14 protein-coding genes are annotated in these 19,750 nt (G+C 72.2%); 10 read left to right on the forward strand and 4 right to left on the reverse strand.

The genetic code is table 11. From position 1 onward, the window contains the following. The first annotated feature begins 431 nt into the window (after nucleotides 1-431). Nucleotides 432-3,974 carry a transcription-repair coupling factor gene (gene mfd / locus ACFWM2_RS14180; protein WP_383277998.1) on the forward strand — a complete coding sequence of 1,181 codons (3,543 nt, stop codon included), beginning with the start codon at nucleotides 432-434 and terminating at the stop codon, nucleotides 3,972-3,974. Nucleotides 3,975-4,204: 230 nt separating this feature from the next. Here mfd and ACFWM2_RS14185 read toward each other — a convergent pair whose 3' ends face one another. Continuing rightward, nucleotides 4,205-4,786, reverse strand: a complete 582-nt coding sequence (locus ACFWM2_RS14185; protein ID WP_383278001.1) for a TetR/AcrR family transcriptional regulator — start codon at nucleotides 4,784-4,786, stop codon at nucleotides 4,205-4,207. A 109-nt stretch (nucleotides 4,787-4,895) separates the two neighbouring features. On the opposite strand from ACFWM2_RS14185, the gene ACFWM2_RS14190 reads away from it, so the two are divergent. Together ACFWM2_RS14190 and ACFWM2_RS14195 are read left to right on the forward strand one after the other, a co-directional pair. After that, the gene (locus ACFWM2_RS14190; protein WP_383278004.1) at nucleotides 4,896-5,846 is read left to right on the forward strand and encodes a hypothetical protein; all 951 of its coding nucleotides are present in this window, start codon (nucleotides 4,896-4,898) and stop codon (nucleotides 5,844-5,846) included. Nucleotides 5,847-6,156: 310 nt separating this feature from the next. Further along, a complete protein-coding gene (locus ACFWM2_RS14195) occupies nucleotides 6,157-6,876 on the forward strand; it encodes an HNH endonuclease family protein (RefSeq protein WP_383278006.1) in 720 nt (239 codons plus the stop codon). A 33-nt stretch (nucleotides 6,877-6,909) separates the two neighbouring features. Here ACFWM2_RS14195 and ACFWM2_RS14200 read toward each other — a convergent pair whose 3' ends face one another. Next, a complete protein-coding gene (locus tag ACFWM2_RS14200; protein WP_383278009.1) occupies nucleotides 6,910-7,659 on the reverse strand; it encodes a hypothetical protein in 750 nt (249 codons plus the stop codon). Between the two features lie 478 nt (nucleotides 7,660-8,137). Next, nucleotides 8,138-8,875 (reverse strand): hypothetical protein, encoded by a 738-nt coding sequence (locus ACFWM2_RS14205; RefSeq protein ID WP_383278012.1) that lies wholly within the window; start codon nucleotides 8,873-8,875, stop codon nucleotides 8,138-8,140. A 191-nt stretch (nucleotides 8,876-9,066) separates the two neighbouring features. Between ACFWM2_RS14205 and ACFWM2_RS14210 the strand changes: the two genes are divergently transcribed. The 5 genes from ACFWM2_RS14210 (at nucleotide 9,067) to ACFWM2_RS14230 (ending at nucleotide 15,588) form a co-directional block, all read left to right on the forward strand. Next, complete coding sequence (locus ACFWM2_RS14210) at nucleotides 9,067-11,097, forward strand: N-6 DNA methylase (RefSeq protein ID WP_383278015.1); 2,031 nt, start codon at nucleotides 9,067-9,069, stop codon at nucleotides 11,095-11,097. A gap of 132 nt (nucleotides 11,098-11,229) precedes the next feature. Continuing rightward, entirely contained in the window at nucleotides 11,230-11,853 is a 624-nt protein-coding gene (locus ACFWM2_RS14215) for a hypothetical protein (protein WP_383278018.1), read from the forward strand. 38 nt (nucleotides 11,854-11,891) lie between these two features. After that, nucleotides 11,892-13,382 carry a protein kinase gene (locus tag ACFWM2_RS14220; RefSeq protein WP_383278329.1) on the forward strand — a complete coding sequence of 497 codons (1,491 nt, stop codon included), beginning with the start codon at nucleotides 11,892-11,894 and terminating at the stop codon, nucleotides 13,380-13,382. Nucleotides 13,383-13,669: 287 nt separating this feature from the next. Further along, nucleotides 13,670-14,326, forward strand: coding sequence for a SurA N-terminal domain-containing protein (locus tag ACFWM2_RS14225; RefSeq protein ID WP_383278021.1), 657 nt, complete (start codon nucleotides 13,670-13,672; stop codon nucleotides 14,324-14,326). Between the two features lie 176 nt (nucleotides 14,327-14,502). Next, nucleotides 14,503-15,588, forward strand: coding sequence for a nucleoside triphosphate pyrophosphohydrolase (locus ACFWM2_RS14230; protein WP_383278024.1), 1,086 nt, complete (start codon nucleotides 14,503-14,505; stop codon nucleotides 15,586-15,588). A gap of 181 nt (nucleotides 15,589-15,769) precedes the next feature. Here ACFWM2_RS14230 and ACFWM2_RS14235 read toward each other — a convergent pair whose 3' ends face one another. After that, nucleotides 15,770-17,014: a globin domain-containing protein gene (locus tag ACFWM2_RS14235; RefSeq protein WP_383278027.1), complete on the reverse strand. Its 1,245-nt coding sequence runs from the start codon at nucleotides 17,012-17,014 to the stop codon at nucleotides 15,770-15,772. Nucleotides 17,015-17,392: 378 nt separating this feature from the next. On the opposite strand from ACFWM2_RS14235, the gene ACFWM2_RS14240 reads away from it, so the two are divergent. After that, nucleotides 17,393-18,793, forward strand: a complete 1,401-nt coding sequence (locus ACFWM2_RS14240; protein WP_383278030.1) for a cytochrome P450 — start codon at nucleotides 17,393-17,395, stop codon at nucleotides 18,791-18,793. A 459-nt stretch (nucleotides 18,794-19,252) separates the two neighbouring features. Next, nucleotides 19,253-19,750: transglycosylase family protein (locus ACFWM2_RS14245; RefSeq protein ID WP_383278331.1), on the forward strand; the 498-nt coding region annotated here is incomplete at its 3' end.

The raw sequence follows: 19,750 nt of genomic DNA on the forward strand, positions 1-19,750 counted from the left end.
GAGCCACGGCTCTTCGGGACCGGGCTGATTTCATCCGGCCGAGGCCGAGGCGGGGCGCTTCAGCCGGGCCGGGGAGATTTTCAGCCCGTTCGGGGTCTGCCTGCGCGGGGGACCGTCTTCGGCCTGTCCGGGGCCTGTCTGTGCCGGCGCGAGGCCAGTTTTCAGCCCGTCCGGCGTTTGAGGACGAGGCCGCCAGGCCGACCGGGGGTCCGGGGGCGGAGCCCCCGGGGACACCAGCCCCGGACGAGGAAGCCCCGGAAGACCGAGCCGGAACCGTGCAGGCCCGCGGCAGGAGGGCCAGACCCCCGGCCAGGAGGCCGTTGTCCACAGGTCGAGGCACCGTCGAGCCCACCGACGTACGCTGGAGACCCCCGGCCAGAAACTCGCGCCGGGCACTTTGCGATGCCCACCCCCGGACGGGAAAGCCCTTCATGAGCCTGCACGGTCTGCTCGACGCCGTCGTCAAGGACGCCGCACTCGCACAAGCGGTGAAGGCGGCAGCCGACGGTCACCGGATGCACGTCGACCTGGTCGGCCCGCCCGCGGCCCGCCCCTTCGCCGTGGCGGCCCTCGCACGCGAGTCCGGCCGCCCGGTGCTGGCGGTGACGGCGACGGGCCGTGAGGCGGAGGACCTGGCCGCCGCGCTGCGCACCCTCCTGCCGGCCGACGGCGTCGTGGAGTACCCCTCCTGGGAGACGCTTCCCCACGAGCGGCTCTCGCCGCGCAGCGACACCGTGGGCCGTCGCCTCGCCGTGCTGCGCCGCCTGGCGCACCCGCGCCCGGACGACCCGGAGACCGGCCCGGTCTCGGTCGTCGTCGCCCCCGTCCGCTCCGTGCTCCAGCCGCAGGTCAAGGGCCTCGGCGACCTGGAGCCGGTCGCGCTGCGCACGGGCCAGAGCGCCGACCTGGGCGAGATCGTCGCAGCGCTCGCCGCAGCCGCGTACTCCCGGGTCGAGCTCGTCGAGAAGCGCGGCGACTTCGCGGTCCGCGGCGGCATCCTGGACGTCTTCCCGCCGACCGAGGAGCACCCGCTCCGCGTGGAGTTCTGGGGCGACGACGTCGAGGAGATCCGCTACTTCAAGGTCGCCGACCAACGCTCCCTGGAGGTCGCCGAGCACGGCCTGTGGGCACCGCCCTGCCGCGAGCTGCTGCTCACGGACGACGTACGGGAGCGCGCCGCCGCCCTGGCCGAGGCGCACCCGGAGCTGGGTGAACTGCTCGGCAAGATCGCCGAGGGCATCGCCGTGGAGGGCATGGAGTCCCTCGCGCCGGTCCTCGTCGACGACATGGAGCTGCTGATCGACGTACTGCCGAAGGGCTCGATGGCCGTCGTATGCGACCCGGAGCGGGTGCGGACGCGGGCCGCGGACCTGGTGGCGACGTCACAGGAGTTCCTCCACGCGTCCTGGGCGGCGACCGCCGGCGGCGGTGAGGCCCCCATCGACGTCGACGCGGCCTCCCTCTGGTCCATCGCGGACGTCCGCGAGCGGGCCCGGGAGCTGGACATGATGTGGTGGTCGGTGTCGCCGTTCGCGGCCGACGAGACCGACGAGACCATCGAAGAGGCCGACACCCTCAAGCTCGGCATGCACGCGCCCGAGACCTACCGCGGTGACACCGCCCGCGCCCTCGCCGACACCAAGGGCTGGATCGCGGACGGCTGGCGCACGGTGTTCGTCACCGAGGGCCACGGCCCGGCGGCCCGCACCGTCGAGGTCCTCGGCGGCGAGGGCATCGCGGCCCGGCTCGACTCGGACCTGGCCGACATCACCCCCTCGGTCGTCCACGTCGCCTGCGGCTCGATCGACTACGGCTTCGTGGACCCGCGGCTCAAGATCGCCGTCCTCACCGAGACCGACCTGTCCGGACAGCGCTCGGCGGTCAAGGACGGCGTGCGGATGCCGGCCCGCCGCCGCAAGACCATCGACCCGCTCACCCTGGAAGCGGGCGACTACATCGTCCACGAGCAGCACGGCGTGGGCCGCTACATCGAAATGGTGCAGCGCACGGTCCAGGGCGCGACCCGCGAGTACCTGGTGGTGGAGTACGCGCCCGCCAAGCGCGGCCAGCCCGGCGACCGCCTCTACATCCCCACCGACCAGCTGGAGCAGATCACCAAGTACGTCGGCGGGGAGGCGCCCACCCTGCACCGGCTGGGCGGCGCGGACTGGACGAAGACGAAGGCGCGCGCCAAGAAGGCGGTCAAGGAGATCGCGGCCGACCTCATCAAGCTGTACTCGGCCCGGATGGCGGCCCCCGGACACGCCTTCGGGGCGGACACCCCGTGGCAGCGCGAGCTGGAGGACGCGTTCCCGTACGTGGAGACGCCCGACCAGCTCACCACCATCGCCGAAGTCAAGGAGGACATGGAGAAGACGGTCCCGATGGACCGCCTGGTCTGCGGCGATGTGGGGTACGGCAAGACGGAGATCGCGGTCCGCGCGGCCTTCAAGGCGGTGCAGGACGGCAAGCAGGTGGCCGTACTCGTCCCGACGACGCTGCTCGTCCAGCAGCACTTCGGCACGTTCTCCGAGCGCTACGCCCAATTCCCGGTGAACGTGCGGGCGTTGTCGCGCTTCCAGTCCGACACCGAGGCGAAAGCGGTCCTGGAGGGGCTGCGCGAGGGCTCGGTGGACCTCGTCATCGGCACCCACCGGCTCTTCTCGTCCGAGACCAAGTTCAAGGACCTGGGCCTGGTCATCGTCGACGAGGAACAGCGCTTCGGCGTCGAGCACAAGGAGCAGCTGAAGAAGCTCCGCGCGAACGTCGACGTCCTCACGATGTCCGCGACCCCCATCCCCAGGACCCTGGAAATGGCGGTCACGGGCATCCGCGAGATGTCGACCATCACCACCCCGCCCGAGGAGCGGCACCCCGTACTGACCTTCGTCGGCCCGTACGAGGAGAGGCAGATCGGCGCGGCAGTCCGCCGCGAACTGCTCCGCGAGGGACAGGTCTTCTACATCCACAACCGGGTCGAGTCCATCGACCGGGCCGCCGCGCGGCTGCGCGAGATCGTCCCCGAGGCGCGCATCGCGACGGCGCACGGCCAGATGGGCGAGCAGGCCCTGGAGCAGGTCGTCGTCGACTTCTGGGAGAAGCGGTTCGACGTGCTCGTGTCGACGACGATCGTCGAGTCCGGCATCGACATCTCGAACGCGAACACGCTGATCGTGGAGCGCGGCGACAACTTCGGTCTCTCCCAGCTGCATCAGCTGCGCGGCCGGGTGGGCCGAGGCCGCGAGCGCGGCTACGCGTACTTCCTCTACCCGCCGGAGAAGCCCCTCACGGAGACGGCGCACGAGCGGCTCGCCACCATCGCCCAGCACACGGAGATGGGCGCGGGCATGTACGTGGCCATGAAGGACCTGGAGATCCGCGGCGCGGGAAACCTGCTGGGCGGCGAGCAGTCGGGCCACATCGCGGGCGTCGGCTTCGATCTGTACGTCCGCATGGTGGGCGAGGCGGTCGCGGACTACCGCGCCTCCCTCGAAGGCGGCGTCGAGGAAGAGCCGCCGCTGGAGGTCAGGATCGAGCTCCCGGTCGACGCGCACGTCCCGCACGACTACGCGCCGGGCGAGCGGCTGCGCCTGCAGGCCTACCGGTCCATCGCCTCCGCCAACACGGAGGAGGACATCAAGGCCGTACGCGAGGAACTGGTCGACCGCTACGGCAAGTTGCCCGAGCCGGTCGAGAACCTGCTGCTGGTCGCGGCTCTGCGCATGCTCGCCCGCGCGTGCGGTGTCGGCGAGATCGTCCTGCAGGGCACCAACATCCGCTTCGCGCCGGTGGAGTTGCGCGAGTCGCAGGAGCTGCGCCTGAAGCGGCTCCACCCGGGCACGGTCATCAAGCCGACCGCTCACCAGCTCCTCGTCCCCCGCCCGAAGACGGCGAAGGTGGGCGGGAAGCCGCTGGTCGGACGGGAGTTGCTGGGCTGGACCGGCGAGTTCCTGGCGACGATTCTGGGGTCGTAGCGGGCCGTAGCGGGTCGTAGCGGGTCGTAGCGGGTCGTAGTGGGGTGTTGTGGGACTGTTCGTAGCGACGGTTGACGGTGGCGGGGCGGTGGGTTGCGGCGGCGCGGTGTGAGGCCGAGCCCGGGGTGAGTCCGGCGTCGGGGGCGGGTGGTGAGCCTGGCGCCCGCGGGCCCGGGCTCGGCGTCGGGGGACGGGTGTTGGCCCGGCGCCCGACCTGGGCGCCGAGTCGGTCAGCCCGGCCGGAAGAGCAGTCCCGTCAGGGCGTGGAAGACCTCCTCGGGGTCCTGGTCGCCGACCGGGCCGTCCAGGTTGTGACTGAGGAGAAGCGTGGCGAAGCCGTGCGCCAGGGACCACGCGGCGACACCGGCGAGCCGGCTGTCGGAACCGCGTCCCCCGGCCGGTACGGCGGCGACCGCGGCGCGCAGTCGCTCCGCCGCGAGCGCTTTGGCCGTCGTCAGTTCGACGTCGTTCTCCCGCAGCAGGCCCGGCGTGAACATCACCTGGAAGTGCGCGGGATGTTCACGCGCGAAGCGTACGTAGCGGATGCCGGCGTCCCGCAGGTCCGCCGCCTCGGTGAGGCCTGACGACAGCAGAGCGAAGCCCTCCGCCGCGATGGCCGTGAGCAGGCCGGTGCGGTCCTTGAAGTGGTGGGCCGGCGCCGCGTGCGAGACGCCCGCCCGGCGGGCCAGGTCACGCAGGCTCAGCGCGGAAGGACCGTCGGAGGCGATGACGTCCAGGGCCGCGCCGAGGATCGCGCGCCGCAGATCGCCGTGGTGGTAGGGGCGGCGGTCGCCGTCCTCGGAACTCGTCATGCACAGCAGCGTACGCGGGATCTAGGCATTGACAAGTTGCAGGAGGGTCGGGCAATCTTGTCAGTGTCAAGTTGTGGAGCTGGTGGGAGCGCGACGAAGGGGGACGGTCATGTCGGAGAGCGTCAGCGGGACACGTACGGCCGACGGGGCGGGGACGGAGGACGCGGCCGGCGTGGGCGGGCCGGGGCGGACCGGCGGTGTGGAGCTCGGCCGGGTGCGGCAGATGTGGCACCTGCTGGAGCCCCTGCACGCCGTGGTCTATTACGCGCCGGAGGTCTTCGAGGAGTCGGCCGCGCTCGGTTACGCGACCCAGGAGCGCTGGCCGAGCTACTTCCCGTTGCGTGCGGCGCCGTTGGGGCCGGTCGGGGGCGCGCGCGTGGCCTCCGCCTTCTACAGCTTCAGCCCGCGCATGGTCGCCGACCACATGGACTCGGCCTGGGACACGGCGAGCCCGGGCGACCTGCTGAAGGCGCGTGAGCGGGGGATCGACCGGGCGTACGCCGCGATATTCGGCGACCGCACGGCATCTCCCGAACTCGCCGAGGCCGCCGCCCTCGCCCGCCGCGCCGCCGAGGCGGTGAACAGCGCGGGCCGTCCCCTGGCCGCGGCCAACGCGGAGTTGGCGTGGCCCGAGGCCCCGCACCTTCAGCTCTGGCACGCGGCGACGATCCTGCGGGAGCACCGCGGCGACGGGCATCTCGCGGCGCTCCTCGTCGCCGGTCTCGACCCGGTCGAGTCGCTGGTGTCGTTCGCGGGGATAGGTGCGGCCACCGTGGAGCGCTTCGAGAGCCGCGGCTGGAGCGCCGCGGAATGGGCCGCCGGGCGTCAACGGCTCGTCGGGCGCGGCCTCGTGACCGAGGAGGGCATTGCCACGGAGGAAGGCCGTGAGCTGCGCCGCCGCATCGAGCAGCACACGGACGAGCTCGCCGCCGCACCCTGGCAGGCACTGGGCCCGGACGGCACCGCCCGCCTCGCCGAACTCCTCGGCGAGTTCTGGGTCGCGGTCCTTGGCTCCGGTCTCCTGCCGTCGGAGACGACGCTGGGGATCGGGAAGGTGTGAGGTGTGGCGGGGGAAGGCGTGAGACGTCCGGCTGGCGGTGTGACGTCCAGCTGAGGGCGTGACGCCGGGCGACCGGCGGCAAGGCGGGCGGTCTGAGAGGGCCGGGCGCCGCTCCTGAGTTCCCCAGAAGCCCTTGGTTCCCCAGAAGTCCTTCCTGACGTGACGCTCGACCGACAGCGCGCCCCGCGTGCTCCGATTGCTCGTTGAGGCCCGGTATGGCCAAGACCCCCTGGCCGCTACGGTGGGGCCCGGGGAACCGCCTGTACGGAGGCGGACCGGAAGCCGGTCGAAAGCCAAGGGGAGAGCCGTCGTGGTGCGTCTGAGGGGTGGGGTGGCCGCTGCCGCTGTGCTGTTCGCCGTCAGTGGGTGCGTGGAGCAGACGCCGGGTTCCGTGGGGCAGGAGGGGCCGCAGCAGACGGCGGCCGGTGGTGCCGCCCTCGCCGCGGTGGACTCGCTGACCGTCAAGGGGCGTGCGCCGAAAACGGGGTTCGAGCGGGACCGCTTCGGCACCGCCTGGGCGGACACCGACTCGAACCGGTGCGACACCCGCGACGACATCCTCAAACGGGACCTGGAAAGCGTGAAGTTCAGCGACGGGAAGTGCAAGGTCTCCTCCGGGACGCTCGACCCGGATCCGTACACCGGCAAGGAGGTGACCTTCGCGCGCGGCCGCAGCCAGGTGGACATAGATCACCTCGTCGCCCTCTCGGACGCCTGGCAGAAGGGCGCCCAGAAGTGGGACGCGAGCAAGCGCATCGCGCTCGCCAACGACCCGCTCAACCTCCTCGCCGTCGACGCCGGCCGCAACCGCAGCAAGGGCGACGGGGACACGGCGACCTGGCTCCCGCCCAACAAGGGCTACCGCTGCACGTATGTCGCCGCCCAGGTGGCCGTGAAGAAGAAGTACGGGCTCTGGGTCACCGGCGCCGAGAAGGACGCCATGAAGCGGGTGCTGACCGGGTGCCCGGGCCAGAAGCTCCCGTCGGGCGGCAACCCCACGCGGGCGCCGGAGCGGTTCCACGCGGGCTGACCCGGCACTCCGGGCGGCGCCGCGGGCCGGGCGTCAGCCGCCCAGCTTGTCGAGGTCCATGACCTTGCCCCTGGGGGCCTTGGCGGGCACCGGCTTGTTGTAGTCGGTGAAGGTGAGAGTGCCCGGGTCCTTGGCGGACTTGCTGATGACCTTCACGAGGTAGGGCTTGCCCTCGGTGGCCACATAGAGGGTGTAACGGTCCTTGCCGTCCTTCTCGTTGAGGACGATCGCCGGGGTGCCCTCGACCGTGGTGGTCTTGCCCCGGGTGGCGTCGGAGTTCACGTCCTCGGCGCCGGACAGCACCGTGTCCAGGTCGCAGAAGCTCGCGAGATCCTTGGCGTCCGAGCCGGTCGCGGACATCTTGGTCCACTTGTCGGCGAGCAGTTCCACGACACCGTCGGTCTCCTCCTTGGACGAGCCCTCGTCCTGTGCGCGCAGGAAGGCCTCGTCGTACTTCATGTAGAGGGTGTCGCCGGTCTTGATGAGGTCTGCCTTGCCCTGGCCGCCGAGACTCATCGTGCCGGCGCACTCGCCCTTCTTGTTCAGGGCCATGTCGATCTGAATCGTGCCGCCGTCCTCCTCGTCGGGGACATCGCCCTTTATGCGAAGCGACTTGGCGCCCGTGGTGGCTTTCACGGCCCGGTTGGCGATCTCGCCCCCGGTCAGCCCGGCGAACGGGCCCTTCGGCTTGCTGTCCGCCTTGCCCTCGCCCGGCAGGCAGCCGGTGAGACCGACGGTGGCAGCGGCGGCGAGGCAGAGAGCGGCAAATGCGGTACGGCGCATGGGAATTCCTTCAGGTGAGGTGAGGTGAAGAGGTGCGATGAGATGAGGTGTGGTGGCGCAGGCGCAGGCGCAGGCGCAGGCAGGGCAGTTCAGGTGACGTGGGGTGGTCCGAGGCGGCGGGCGGCAGGCGCCGGGTGAACGGGCGATGGGGCAAGTGGGCCGGGTTCGCGTGCCGGCGGCCGGGGTTCGCGTGTCGGCGGACGGGCCGCGTGTCGTGTGACTGAGGTCCGCGCGTGTCGGACCGTTCGGGCCCCGCCCCGTCTCAGGCGCCTGAGGCCTTGGGCCCCGCGTGCGTAAGCCCCGTCCCGCCTCAGTCCCTGGGCGTGCCGCGGGCCCGGCTTGCGTAAGACCCCGTTCCGCCACAGTCCCCGGACACCTCGGGCCCGGCCTCCGTCAGGTCCTGTCCTGCCTCAGTCCTCGGACGCACGCCTCGGGCCCCGCCTGCGTCAGGTCCCGCCCCGCGTAAGGCCCCTGTGCCTCAGGCCGTCTTCTTCCAGTTCCGGCAGCCCGTGGTCTTGAAGTAGGCGTCGCCGGCGCTGATGGTTACGACGGCGGTGCCGGTCACGTTGTCGTTCGCACGGATCGACCGGATCGAGTGCAGGGCGTCCTTGGCGCGCTCCCAGTAGCAGAGATCGTCCGCGTTGCCCGTGGACCTGTAGGTGCCGGGAGCGATGTCGACGCCCACTCGGTACATACCGCCGTCGCCCTCGAACCGCGTGGCTGCCGGGCTCTTCGTCCTCCCGGCCTGCCCGTCCACGGCCTCCCAGTCCTTGCAGCCGCTGGACTTGAAGAGCTTGTCGCCGACCTTGACGGTGACGTAACTCGTGCCGCTGACATTGTCGTTGGCGATGAGTGAGGCGACTTCGCCGGAAGCGTTCTTCGCGCGTTCCCAGTAACACATGCCGTCCGTGTTGCCGGTGGTCCGGTAGGTGCCGGGCTTGATGTCAGCGCCGACCTCGAAGGAGCCGTCGCCCCGGACCGCGACCTTCTTCTCCGCCTGCGGCGCCTTGGCCGACCGCCCCTTCGCGGACCGCCCCTCGGCGGGCCGGCCGTCGGCATCCGTCTTCTTGTCCGGCTTTCGGGCGGCGGAGGCGGACGAACCGGTTCCCCCATCGCTCTTGTGGCCGCCGCTGCCGTCCCCCGAGTTCGCCGACACCGCACCGATGACGGCCACGCCGACCACGGCGCCGAGCGCGATCTTGCCCTTCATACCCATGACAGGTCCCCCCTGTGCCGGCGATCGCGTTCTGTACGCGACCACCTCGTTCGGTGGGTCAATAACACCAGAGCGTGTGAACCGAGTCAACACGATTCGCGAGATTGGTTGTGTACACGGCCGTGAATCGGGGGATCTTGCGTACGTCGGTATGCTCGACGCCACACACCAGGTAGAGGGGAGCCGGGCGGGTGCAGGAGAACGGGACAGAGGTGACCGCCGCGGGCATCGCGCGGCTCGCCGGGGTCGGCCGTGCGGCCGTCAGCAACTGGCGCCGCCGCCACGCCGACTTCCCCAAGCCCGTCGGCGGCACCGAGACCAGCCCCTCCTTCGCGCTGGCCGACGTCGAGGAATGGCTGCGCAGGCAGGGCAAGCTCGCCGAGGTCCCGCTGCGTGAGCGGGTGGGGCAGCACCTCTCCGGACACCCCGAGGGCCCCGTCACCGCCTTGGTGCACGCCGGCTGTGTGCTGCTGCTCATCCACGACCGCCCGACGGTGTGGCTCGAGCTGAGTGCCGGCTCCGACGAGCGCCTCGCCGAACTGCTCCCCGTGGCGCTCGACCAGGTGATCACCCCGCGCTTCGGTCTGATCCGCAAGCGCGCTGTGAACACCCCGTCCGCCGCGGAACTCCTCCCGTCGGCCCCCCTGCTGCGCGGCGCTGCCGAACTCGCCGCCGAGCTGGGCGCCCGGCAGACGTACGAGTTCCTGCTCGGGCGCCATCTCGACGCCAACCCGCGCCAGTACACGCTCACCCCGGGCGGCCTCGCCGCGCTGATGGCCGAACTGGCCGGGCCCGCCCGGACGGTGCTCGACCCGGCGTGCGGCACCGGCGCACTCCTGCGCGCCGTCGCGCCCCGTCCCGACCAGGAGCTGTACGGCCAGGACACCGCCCCTGAACTTGCCGCGCTGACCGCTCTCCGCCTCGCCCTGCACACGAAGGCCACGATCCGCAGCGCCGTCGACGACAGCCTGCGCGCCGATGCGTACGAGACGCTGCGCGCCGACGCGGTGCTGTGCCACCCGCCGTTCAACGAACGCAACTGGGGCCACGACGAGCTCGCCTACGACGCCCGCTGGGAGTACGGCTTCCCGGCCCGTACGGAGTCCGAACTGGCCTGGGTCCAGCACGCGCTGGCCCGTCTCAGGGACGGCGGCACCGCCGTCGTCCTCATGCCGCCGGCCGCCGCCTCCCGCCGCTCGGGCCGCCGTATCCGCGCGGATCTGCTGCGTCGCGGCGCCCTGCGCGCGGTGATCGCCCTGCCGGCCGGCGCGGCGCCCCCGCACAACATCCCGCTGCACCTGTGGGTGCTGCGCCGGCCCGACAAGTCCCCCGCGCAGCCCGAGCTGTTGCTCGCCGACACCGCGGCCCTGTCCGCCGACGGCCGGGGCGGCTTCGACTGGCAGGCCGTGCACACCGCCGTCCTGGACGCCTGGCGGCCCTTCGAGCGGGCCGGCACGGCGACCGAGAACCCGGGCCTCAGCCGTTCGGTCGCCGTCATCGAACTCCTCGACGACGACGTCGACCTGGCCCCCGCCCGCCACCTCCCGCCGCCCACCGGGGCGGGGGGCGCGGAGCAGCTCGCGACCGTCCGTGAACGCCTCGGTGAGACCCTGCGGCTGACCGCCGACCTCGCGCCGGCGGCCGTCGACCTAGAGGGGCGCGCACGCTGGCCGCTCACCACCGTCGGCGAACTCGCGCGCGGGGGCGCGCTCTTGCTGCGTACCGGCGGAACAAGCGCCCCGGCGCGCGTGCCGGTACTCACCGACCAAGACGTTCTCGCCGGAACCACCCCCTCCGGCACGCTCCCCGAGGGCGAGGAGGAGCCCGTACTGGTCGAGGCGGGCGATGTCGTCGTCCCCGTGCTCGGCGGCGGGTCCGTCGCGCGCGTGGTGGACGAGAAGACCGCCGGCGCCGCCCTGGGGCGCAACCTCACGCTCCTGCGCCCCGATCGCACGGCGCTCGACCCCTGGTTCCTGGCCGGCTTCCTGCGCGGCACCGCCAACAACCGGCAGGCCAGCAGCTACGCGTCCACGGCCACCCGGCTCGACGTGCGCCGCCTCCAGCTGCCCCGGCTCCCGCTCGACCAACAGCGCCGCTACGGCGATCGGTTCCGCGCGCTGGCCGAGTTCGAGGAGGCGCTCAGGCTCGCGGGGCGCCTCGGTGAACAACTCGTGCGCGGTATGTACGACGGGTTGACGGACGGGACCGTCGCGCCCGGCTGAGCCCCCGTGAGGCGGACGGGGTGATCAGCCCGACAACGGTTCGGTACAACCCGTGACCGCTTGTCCTTGTCGGCCTATACGCTCGGACTTCCAACTCGTACGTCCGTCCCCATCAGGCCTCCGGGAGCAGCCATGCACGGCCACGGCTACGCGCCGCCACCGCCGAAGCGACCCTCTACGGGGGCGCTGGTCGTGCTGCGCGTGATCTTCGCGGCGCTGCCCCTGCTGAGCATCGGATTCCTGGCATGGGCCGCGACGCTGCGAGTGGCCCTCGTGACCCACCGCCGCGCGGACTGGTGGGTCTTCCTGGCGTCGCTCGCGGTCCTCGGCACGAGTTTCGCCTTCCTCAGCACCGACCACACCGACGACTTCAGCAGCCGGAACGGCAACATCGGCATGATCATCCTGCTGCTGAACGCCGCGGCCTGCGCCGGCTACTTCCTGTACGCGGACATACGCCACCACCACCGGCTGCGCCCCACCGGTTATCCGCCGCTCCAGCACCCGGCCGCGCACTACGGCTACCCGCAGGCCGCCTCGCCGTACGCGGCCACCCACCAGCAGCCGACGGCATCGGTGATCCACACGCCCGTGCCCCCCACGCAGGTGCCGCAGACGCCCGTGCCGCACACCCCCGCGCCGCCCCCGCAGCCCGCTCGCCCCGCGCCCGCCCGGATCGACCAGGTGCGAGCCGAACTCGACGAGCTCAGTGACTATCTGCGCAAGCACGAGAGCAACCCCGAGGACGGCCGGTGAGCGTGGCGACAGGGCGGGTGGTCGCCGACCGCTATGAACTGTCCACGCTCATCGGACAGGGCGGCATGGGCCAGGTCTGGACGGCCTACGACCGGCGCCTCGACCGGCGCGTCGCCGTCAAGCTGCTGCGCCCCGACAAGGTCGCCGGCCAGGAGGCGGACGAACTGCGCCGCCGCTTCGTGCGCGAGTGCCGGGTCACCGCGCAGGTCGACCACCCCGGACTGGTCACGGTCCACGACGCGGGCAGCGAGGGCGAGGAGCTCTTCCTCGTCATGCAGTACGTCGACGGGGCCGACCTCTCCGACCATCTCGCCGAGCACGATCCCTACCCCTGGCAGTGGGCCGTCGCGGTCGCGGCACAACTGTGCGCCGTGCTGTCCGCCGTGCACGCCGTGCCGATCGTCCACCGTGACCTCAAGCCGCGGAACGTGATGGTCAAGCAGGACGGCACGGTCACCGTTCTCGACCTCGGTGTCGCCTCCGTCATGGACACGGACACCACCCGCCTCACCCACACCGGTTCGCCCATCGGCAGCCCTGCCTACATGGCCCCCGAGCAGGCCATGGGCGGCGCGGTGGGCCCGTACACCGATCTGTACGCGCTCGGTGTGCTGCTGCACGAACTCCTCAGCGGAGACGTGCCGTTCTCCGGTTCGACGGCCCTCGGGGTGCTGCACCGGCACCTCTACGAGCCGCCGCTCCCCGTGCGCCGCCTGCGCCCCGAGGTCCCCGAGGCCCTGGAGCGCCTGGTCCTGCGCCTGCTCGCCAAGGACCCGCAGCACCGCCCGTCCTCCGCGCAGGAGACGTACGAACAGCTGCTTCCGCTGCTCCCGGCGCGAGGTATGCCCTCGGGCGCCCCCTTGGACCCCACGCGCCCCTTCCTGCGCCCGCACGCCCCCTGGCCGGACCGGGCCCGTACGCCCGCGCCCCAGCCCTCCGTGTCCACCTCCGCGCCCGCGGTCGAGAAGCCCGACGTCGCCGGAGCCGTCGACGAGGTCAAGCGGCTGCTCGGCGAGGGCCGCATCACCCAGGCCGTCGACATCCTCGGCGCGATCCTGCCGGCCGCCGCCACACAGCACGGTGAGCACTCACCCGTCGTACGCACCCTGCGCAAGCAGTACGCGGCGACGCTCATGGACGACGGCCAGTACCGGCGCGCGCTGCCCGAGTTGCGCCGTCTCGCCGACGAACGCGCCGCCGAGGCCGGCCAGGCCGACCCGCAGTCCCTGCGCTTCCGCTACGAGGCCGCCCAGTGCCTCGAACAGCTCGGGGAACCGGCCGCCGCGCTCGCCGAGTACCGCGCGCTGCTGCCGTACTACGAGAACCAGTACGTCGCCGGTGACCCCGAGGTCGCGCTCGAAGTCCGCCGGCGCATCGGCCACCTGCTGCTCGCGCTCGGCGACCGAGCCGCGGCCCACGACACCCTGGCACGGCTGCTGCACGACGTGGAGCGGCTGCGGGGTCCCGGGCATCCGCTCGCGGCGGAGATCCGCCGGACGCTGCAGTGGCTGGGCCAGGTCCGCGGCTGACCGGAGCGGTCGGCGGGTTCCGTGCCGCCTCGCACGCGTGCCGCGTGTTCCCGCCGCCCCGCACGAGTGCCGTACCTGCCCGCCACCTCGCGCGCGTGGGCGGACTTGCCGGTGCGGGGGTGCCCGAAGTCCTCGCGAATCGTTGGTCGAATGGGTGGCCGAGAGCTGGGCCACTGCCTAACATCGATCACCGCAAGACCTTGTGCGCCCGCCCGTCGCCCGACCGCCGCCCTTAGACGAGACGGCGTGGGTCGCACCTGTCTTCACCATCTCCTCGGGAGGCTTCCTTGCACCGCCGCCGTCGCACCGCGCTCGCCTTCTCCGCCGCGATTCTTGCCGCGGCCCCCCTCCTCACCGCCTGCGGGAGCGACGCCCACCCCGGCGCCGCGGCCGTCGTCGGCGGCCAGCGGATCACCGTCGGCCAGCTGGAGAGCCGGGTGAACGAGGTACGCACCGCGCAGCGGGCCGCCACCAAGGACGACGCCCAGTACGAGCAGGCCATCGCCAAGACCGGCAGCCTCACCCGGGACACCCTGCACAGCCTGGTCCTCGACCGGGTCCTGGACCGCGCGGCCAAGGACGCGGGCGTGACCGTCTCCCGCAAGGACACCCAGCAGATGCGCGCCGGTCTGGAGCAGCAGGCGGGCGGCGCCAAGGAGCTGGAGACGGCCTGGCTCCAGCAGTACGGCGTGGCCCCGCAGCGGCTCGACGACAGTCTCCGGACCGAGATCCAGGCCCAGAAGCTCGCCGCCGCGCTGGGCGCCGACATGAACACCGAGGCGGGCAAGGCCTCGTTCTGGAAGGCGATGTCCGAGGCCTCCAAGAAGCTCAACGTCGACCTGAACCCGCGCTACGGCACCTGGGACGTCGAGAAGAGCAGCCGCGTCGACGCGAAGACGCCATGGCTGCGCGAGGTCACGGCGGCGGCCCAGCAGACCGCCTAGGACCTGGCCGGGGCGCCGACGCGGGTGCAACGGCGTCATCAGCCTGTGGACAAACGGTTCGGCACCCGGGCGGTGCGTGCCCGCGGGGGTGCGACCGATACCTGTGTACGGTGCCTCGGCCGCCCGGCCTGTGGATAACCGCTGGTGGCGTCGGACGGGTGGGTTACGTTCGAAGGGTGAACGCAACCCGCCTCGACGGCGACCCGCACGGGACCGGTCCCGACGACACCGCCCCCCGCCCTGACGCCGGCGCGCCCGGACAGGACGCCCCCGCGCCCGGCCGCATCGTCCTGCTCACCACCAGCCACCGTGTCGCGCCCGGGCTGCTCTCCTGGCCGGCCTGGCAGGCGCTGCGCGGCGCCGACCGGGTCCTGTGCGCGGACGGGGCGCACCCGCAGCTGCCGTATCTGCGCGAGGCGGGCATCCCCGTCGACGAGGCCTCCCCGACAGCCGAGGAATTGGTCGACGCCTGCGTCGGCGGCCGTACGGCGGTCGTCGTCGCCACGGGCGAGGGCGAATCGCGGCTGACCGACGGCCTGGCCCGGCTCGCCGGTTCCGGGCGCATACAGATGCCGGAGCTGGAGCTGCTCCCCGCCTCGTACGACCTGCCCGGCGCCCGCCTCCTGGACCTCGTCCAGGTGATGGACCGCATTCGCGCCGAGTGCCCCTGGTCGTCCCGGCAGACCCACGAGGGCCTGGCGAAGTACGGCATAGAGGAGGCGTACGAACTGGTCGAGGCGATCGAGGAGGGCGACCGCGACGAGCTGAGGGAGGAGCTCGGCGACGTCCTGCTCCAGGTCGTCTTCCACGCCCGTATCGCCGAGGAAGGCCGACCGGAGGACGGCAGCGAGCCCTTCTCGATCGACGACGTGGCGGGTGGCATCGTCGCGAAGCTCATCCACCGCCACCCGCATGTCTTCGGCGACGAGACCGCCTCGACCCCCGAGGAGGTCAAGGAGCACTGGCTGCGCACGAAGGCGGTCGAGAAGCAGCGGACGTCCGTCACCGAGGGGGTTCCGCTGGGGCAGCCGGGTCTGGCCCTGGCGGCAAAGCTCTCCTCGCGCGTGCGTACGGCGGGCCTTGAAGTGGCGCTTCCGCAGGGCGAGGGCATCGGCTACGAGTTGCTGGCGGCAGCCGCGGGCGCGGAGGCGGCCGGTGTGGATCCGGAGGCGGCCCTGCGCGCGGCGGCGCGGGCGTACCGGGACGCGATCCGGGCGGCGGAGGCGACCCGGGCCGCCGGGACGGGCTCGTCCGGGACGTGACCCGGGCTGATCCGGGCGGTACGCCCCAATAGGACCTGCGCTGGGCGGTGCGCCGGGACCTGCGCCGGGCGGTGCGTCCCGGGACCTGCGCTGGGCGGTGTGCCCCGGGACCTGCGCCGGGCGGCGTGCCCCGGGACCTGCGCCGGGCGGTGCGTCCCGGGGGCCTGCCCCGGGGGAGGTCCTAAGGGCCCGGTTCGCGGCTCGCCGGGTTGTGCCAGCTCGGCTGGGGGCGATCGAGGAGCCACTCGGCCGCGCCCAGGGGACGGGTCTCGGCCTGTCCGGTGGGTGGCAGGAGATCGTGGAAGATCCGCTCGGGGAGCGTGCCGAGGGACGGGAGGGCGTCGCCGATCTCCTCGACCAGCTTGGGCGGGCCGGCGAGATAGACGTCGTGCTGGGCCCAGTTGGCGCGGTTGCCCAGGGCGGTGAGGAGGCGGTCGGTGGCCTGTGCCTTGGGCCGGCCGGGCGCGGGGGTGATGAAGGTGACGACGAGACGGGGGAGCCGTGCCTGCAACTCCTCGATGGCCTCCCGGTCGTAGACGTACGCGAGGTCGCGGGCGACGACGAAGAGCCGGGAGTCGTACGGGGCCCGTTCCTGGGCCGGGTCGAGCCGCTCCGCCTGCTCCAGCTGTTCCAGGAGCGCCTTGACGGGCGCCCATCCGGTGCCGGCCGCTATGAAGGTGATGGGCCGTTCCGCGGGCGTGCGCAGGGTGAGTCGGCCGCCGGGCGCGCCGAGCCGGAGCAGATCGCCCTGCCTCGTCTGCCGGACGAGTGCGGTGGAGAGGACGCCTTCGGCGACGTGGCTGATGTGCAGGTCGACGGTGTGGTCGGGCCGGGGCGCGTTGCCCAGCGAGTACGGGCGCCAAATGCCAGGTAAGTGAGGGGAGTTGACGCTCGCGTACTGACCCGGGAAATAGCGGAGCTGGCGGTCGGGCCGCAGGGTGAGCACGACCAGGTCGTCCCCGAAGCGCCGACGGGCGACGACCTCGGCGTCCCACCAGGGCGGCTCGCCGTCGTTCTCGGCCTGCCACGCGCCCTGGAGCATTGCGTCCATGACGGTCGTATAGGCCTCCGCCCAGGTCTTCTCCACCTCGGTGTTCCAGGCCGAGCCCGCGACGGCGGCGAAGGCGGCGATCAGACTCGTCCCCACGGCCGCGTAGTGCTCCGGTTCGGCGAGATACTTCCGGTGGTCCCGTCCCAGATCTCCCAGGTAACCGGCCAGCGCCGGATCTCCCAGCCGCGCCACGACATGCGTGAGCGCGGCGAACAGCCGGTCACGCTGGCGTTCCATGTCCTCCGGGAAGTCCAGCGGGAAGAGCCCGCGGACGCCCGGGTTGTGCCGGAACAGGTGCGCGTAGAAGTACTTGACCGCGAACTCGGCCCGTCTCTCGACGACCGCGAAGCTGGATCTGAGTATTTCGGGGTCCACGGGCGGAATGTAGGGAGTCATCGAGCCCCGTAGTCAAGTGGCAGGCGATTTCTGGACAGCCCGGGAGGAACCGCTCAATGGCCGGGATGTGGTGGCCTGCGGGCGCCACCCCGCCCGGTGGTCACCTCGGTGGGCGGACGGTCCGCGGGGGTTCCTCGGACGTCCCGTCCGGAGAGGCCGGACGCCCGTGCCGTGAGCCCGGGCGGCCCGTGCCGGGAAGCTGGCCGGCCCCCGGCGGGAGCCCGGGCCGTCCTTGCCGGGAAGCCGGAGGCCCCCGCTGGGAGCCCCGGATGGCCCGCGCCCGCAAGCTTGACGGCCCCCGCCGGGAGCCCGGACGACCGGCTCCGGGAAACCGGACGACCCCGATACCGTCGGGGAGTGACCGAGCACCCTCCCCAGCCCGCCGACGAGCCTTCCGCCCAGCCCGCCGACGAGCCTTCCGCCCAGCCCGCCGATCAGCCCGCCGCCCAGCCTTCCGATCAGCCTTCCGCCCAGCTTTCCGATCAGCCCTCCGCCCAACTCTCCGCCCAGAATCCGGCTCCCGAACTCTTCACCTGGGAGTTCGCGACCGATCCGTACCCCGCGTACGCCTGGTTGCGGGAGCACGCGCCCGTGCATCGGACGCGGCTGCCGAGCGGGGTGGAGGCCTGGCTGGTCACCCGCTACGCGGACGCCAAGCAGGCGCTCGCCGACGGACGGCTCAGCAAGAATCCCGCTCATCATGACGAGCCGGCCCACGCCAAGGGCAAGACCGGCATTCCCGGCGAGCGCAAGGCCGAGCTGATGACCCATCTGCTCAATATCGACCCGCCGGACCACACTCGTCTGCGCCGGCTCGTGAGCAAGGCGTTCACGCCGCGGCGCGTGGCCGAGTTCGCGCCGAGGGTGCAGGCGCTCACCGACCAGCTCATCGACCAGTTCGCCGACAAGGGCTCCGCCGACCTCATTCACGACTTCGCCTTCCCGCTGCCGATCTACGCCATCTGCGATCTGCTCGGTGTCCCCCAGGAGGACCAGGACGACTTCCGGGACTGGGCGGGGATGATGATCCGGCACGGGGGAGGACCGCGCGGCGGGGTCGCCCGGTCGGTGAAGAAGATGCGCGGATATCTCGCCGAGCTGATCCATCGCAAGCGGGAGGCGCTGCCCGACCACCCGGCGCCCGGCGAGGACCTCATCTCCGGTCTCATCCGCGCCTCGGACCAGGGTGAACACCTCACCGAGAACGAGGCCGCGGCCATGGCCTTCATCCTCCTGTTCGCCGGCTTCGAGACGACCGTCAACCTCATCGGGAACGGGACCTACGCCCTCCTCACCCACCCGGAACAGCGACAGCGGCTGCAGGCCTCCCTCGCCGCGGGGGAGAGCGGCCTGCTGGAGACCGGCGTCGAGGAACTGCTCCGCTATGACGGACCCGTCGAGCTCGCCACCTGGCGTTTCGCCACCGAGGCCGTGCGGATCGGCGGGCAGGACATCGCGGCCGGAGACCCCGTGCTCGTCGTGCTCGCGGCCGCCGACCGTGACCCCGAGCGCTTCGACCGGCCGGACACGCTCGACCTCTCCCGCCGTGACAACCAGCACCTCGGGTACGGGCACGGCATCCACTACTGCCTGGGCGCGCCCCTGGCCCGGCTGGAGGGCCAGAGCGCGCTCGCCACGCTCCTCACCCGGCTGCCCGACCTCCAACTCGCGGTGGAACCGACCGATTTGCGCTGGCGCGGCGGTCTCATCATGCGCGGACTCCGCACGCTCCCGGTGCAGTTCACGCCCCGTCCTTAGGCGCCGCCACCCAAAGGCGCACCCGCCTCCAGAGGCGCACCCCCGACCCGGTGCGCCCCACTGAAGGGACGCGCAAGCACGCACAAGCCTCCGAACACCTCGCCCCTCGGCGTGCGCCACCACCCCTGGGCGACCGCCCCCGCCACCGCGCCAACACCGGCCGCCGCGCCAACACCCGCCACCCCAGGGCCAATCGCCCCCGCCGGAAGTCGTCTCCCGTCCCGCCGGCAGTCGTCTCCCGTCCCGCCGGAAGGCGGACCACACCCCGTCAACAGCCGTCTCACACGCAGATGACAGACGCGCGGACCGACAAAAAGCTGACGCACCGTCAAGACTGTGATCTTCACGTGATCTACGCTGCATCGACTTGTGACAAGCGTTCGACTGCGGATACGTTCACGCATCAGCGCGATGGATCTTTCGTCGCGCCCCTCACTGCTGTCACCGAAAGGCAACCGCATGCTCTCCGGGAACGGTCGTCACCGTCGCCCCCGTCAGGCTCCGGCCCTCCTCGTCGCGGCAGGAGTGACCGGGTCGGCCATCGCGATCCCCTTGCTCGGCGCCACCAGCGCGAGCGCAGCCGACGGCACCACGTGGGACCGGGTCGCGGAGTGCGAGAGCGGCGGTTCGTGGAGCGCCGACAACGGCAACGGGTACTACGGCGGGTTGCAGCTGACCCAGGAGAACTGGGAGAAGTACGGCGGTCTCGCGTACGCGCCGAGTGCCGACCAGGCCAGCCGCTCCCAGCAGATAGCCGTCGCCGAGAAGGTCCTCGACGCCAAGGGTCTGGCCGCCTGGCCCACCTGTGGTCCGCTCTCCGGGCTCAGCAAGGACACCGGCTCGGTCGACGTGGACACGGGCGTGGGGGGGGAGGGAGGGAGAGATAGCAATGCATCGCTCTCCAGGCCACACCCCCCCTCCTGTGCCTCCCCCCTCGCCCTGCTTCCCCCCCTCACC

Source organism: Streptomyces sp. NPDC058371 (assembly GCF_042723265.1).
In the GTDB taxonomy this organism is placed as follows: domain Bacteria; phylum Actinomycetota; class Actinomycetes; order Streptomycetales; family Streptomycetaceae; genus Streptomyces.

Bases quoted from the DNA above. Each gene is read 5' to 3' on its own strand.
- ACFWM2_RS14190 (WP_383278004.1), top strand. From the start codon at position 4,896: ATGTCGGAGAGCGTCAGCGGGACACGTACGGCCGACGGGGCGGGGACG.
- ACFWM2_RS14205 (WP_383278012.1), bottom strand. From the start codon at position 8,875: ATGGGTATGAAGGGCAAGATCGCGCTCGGCGCCGTGGTCGGCGTGGCC.
- ACFWM2_RS14185 (WP_383278001.1), bottom strand. From the start codon at position 4,786: ATGACGAGTTCCGAGGACGGCGACCGCCGCCCCTACCACCACGGCGAT.
- ACFWM2_RS14215 (WP_383278018.1), top strand. From the start codon at position 11,230: ATGCACGGCCACGGCTACGCGCCGCCACCGCCGAAGCGACCCTCTACG.
- ACFWM2_RS14200 (WP_383278009.1), bottom strand. From the start codon at position 7,659: ATGCGCCGTACCGCATTTGCCGCTCTCTGCCTCGCCGCCGCTGCCACC.
- mfd (WP_383277998.1), top strand. From the start codon at position 432: ATGAGCCTGCACGGTCTGCTCGACGCCGTCGTCAAGGACGCCGCACTC.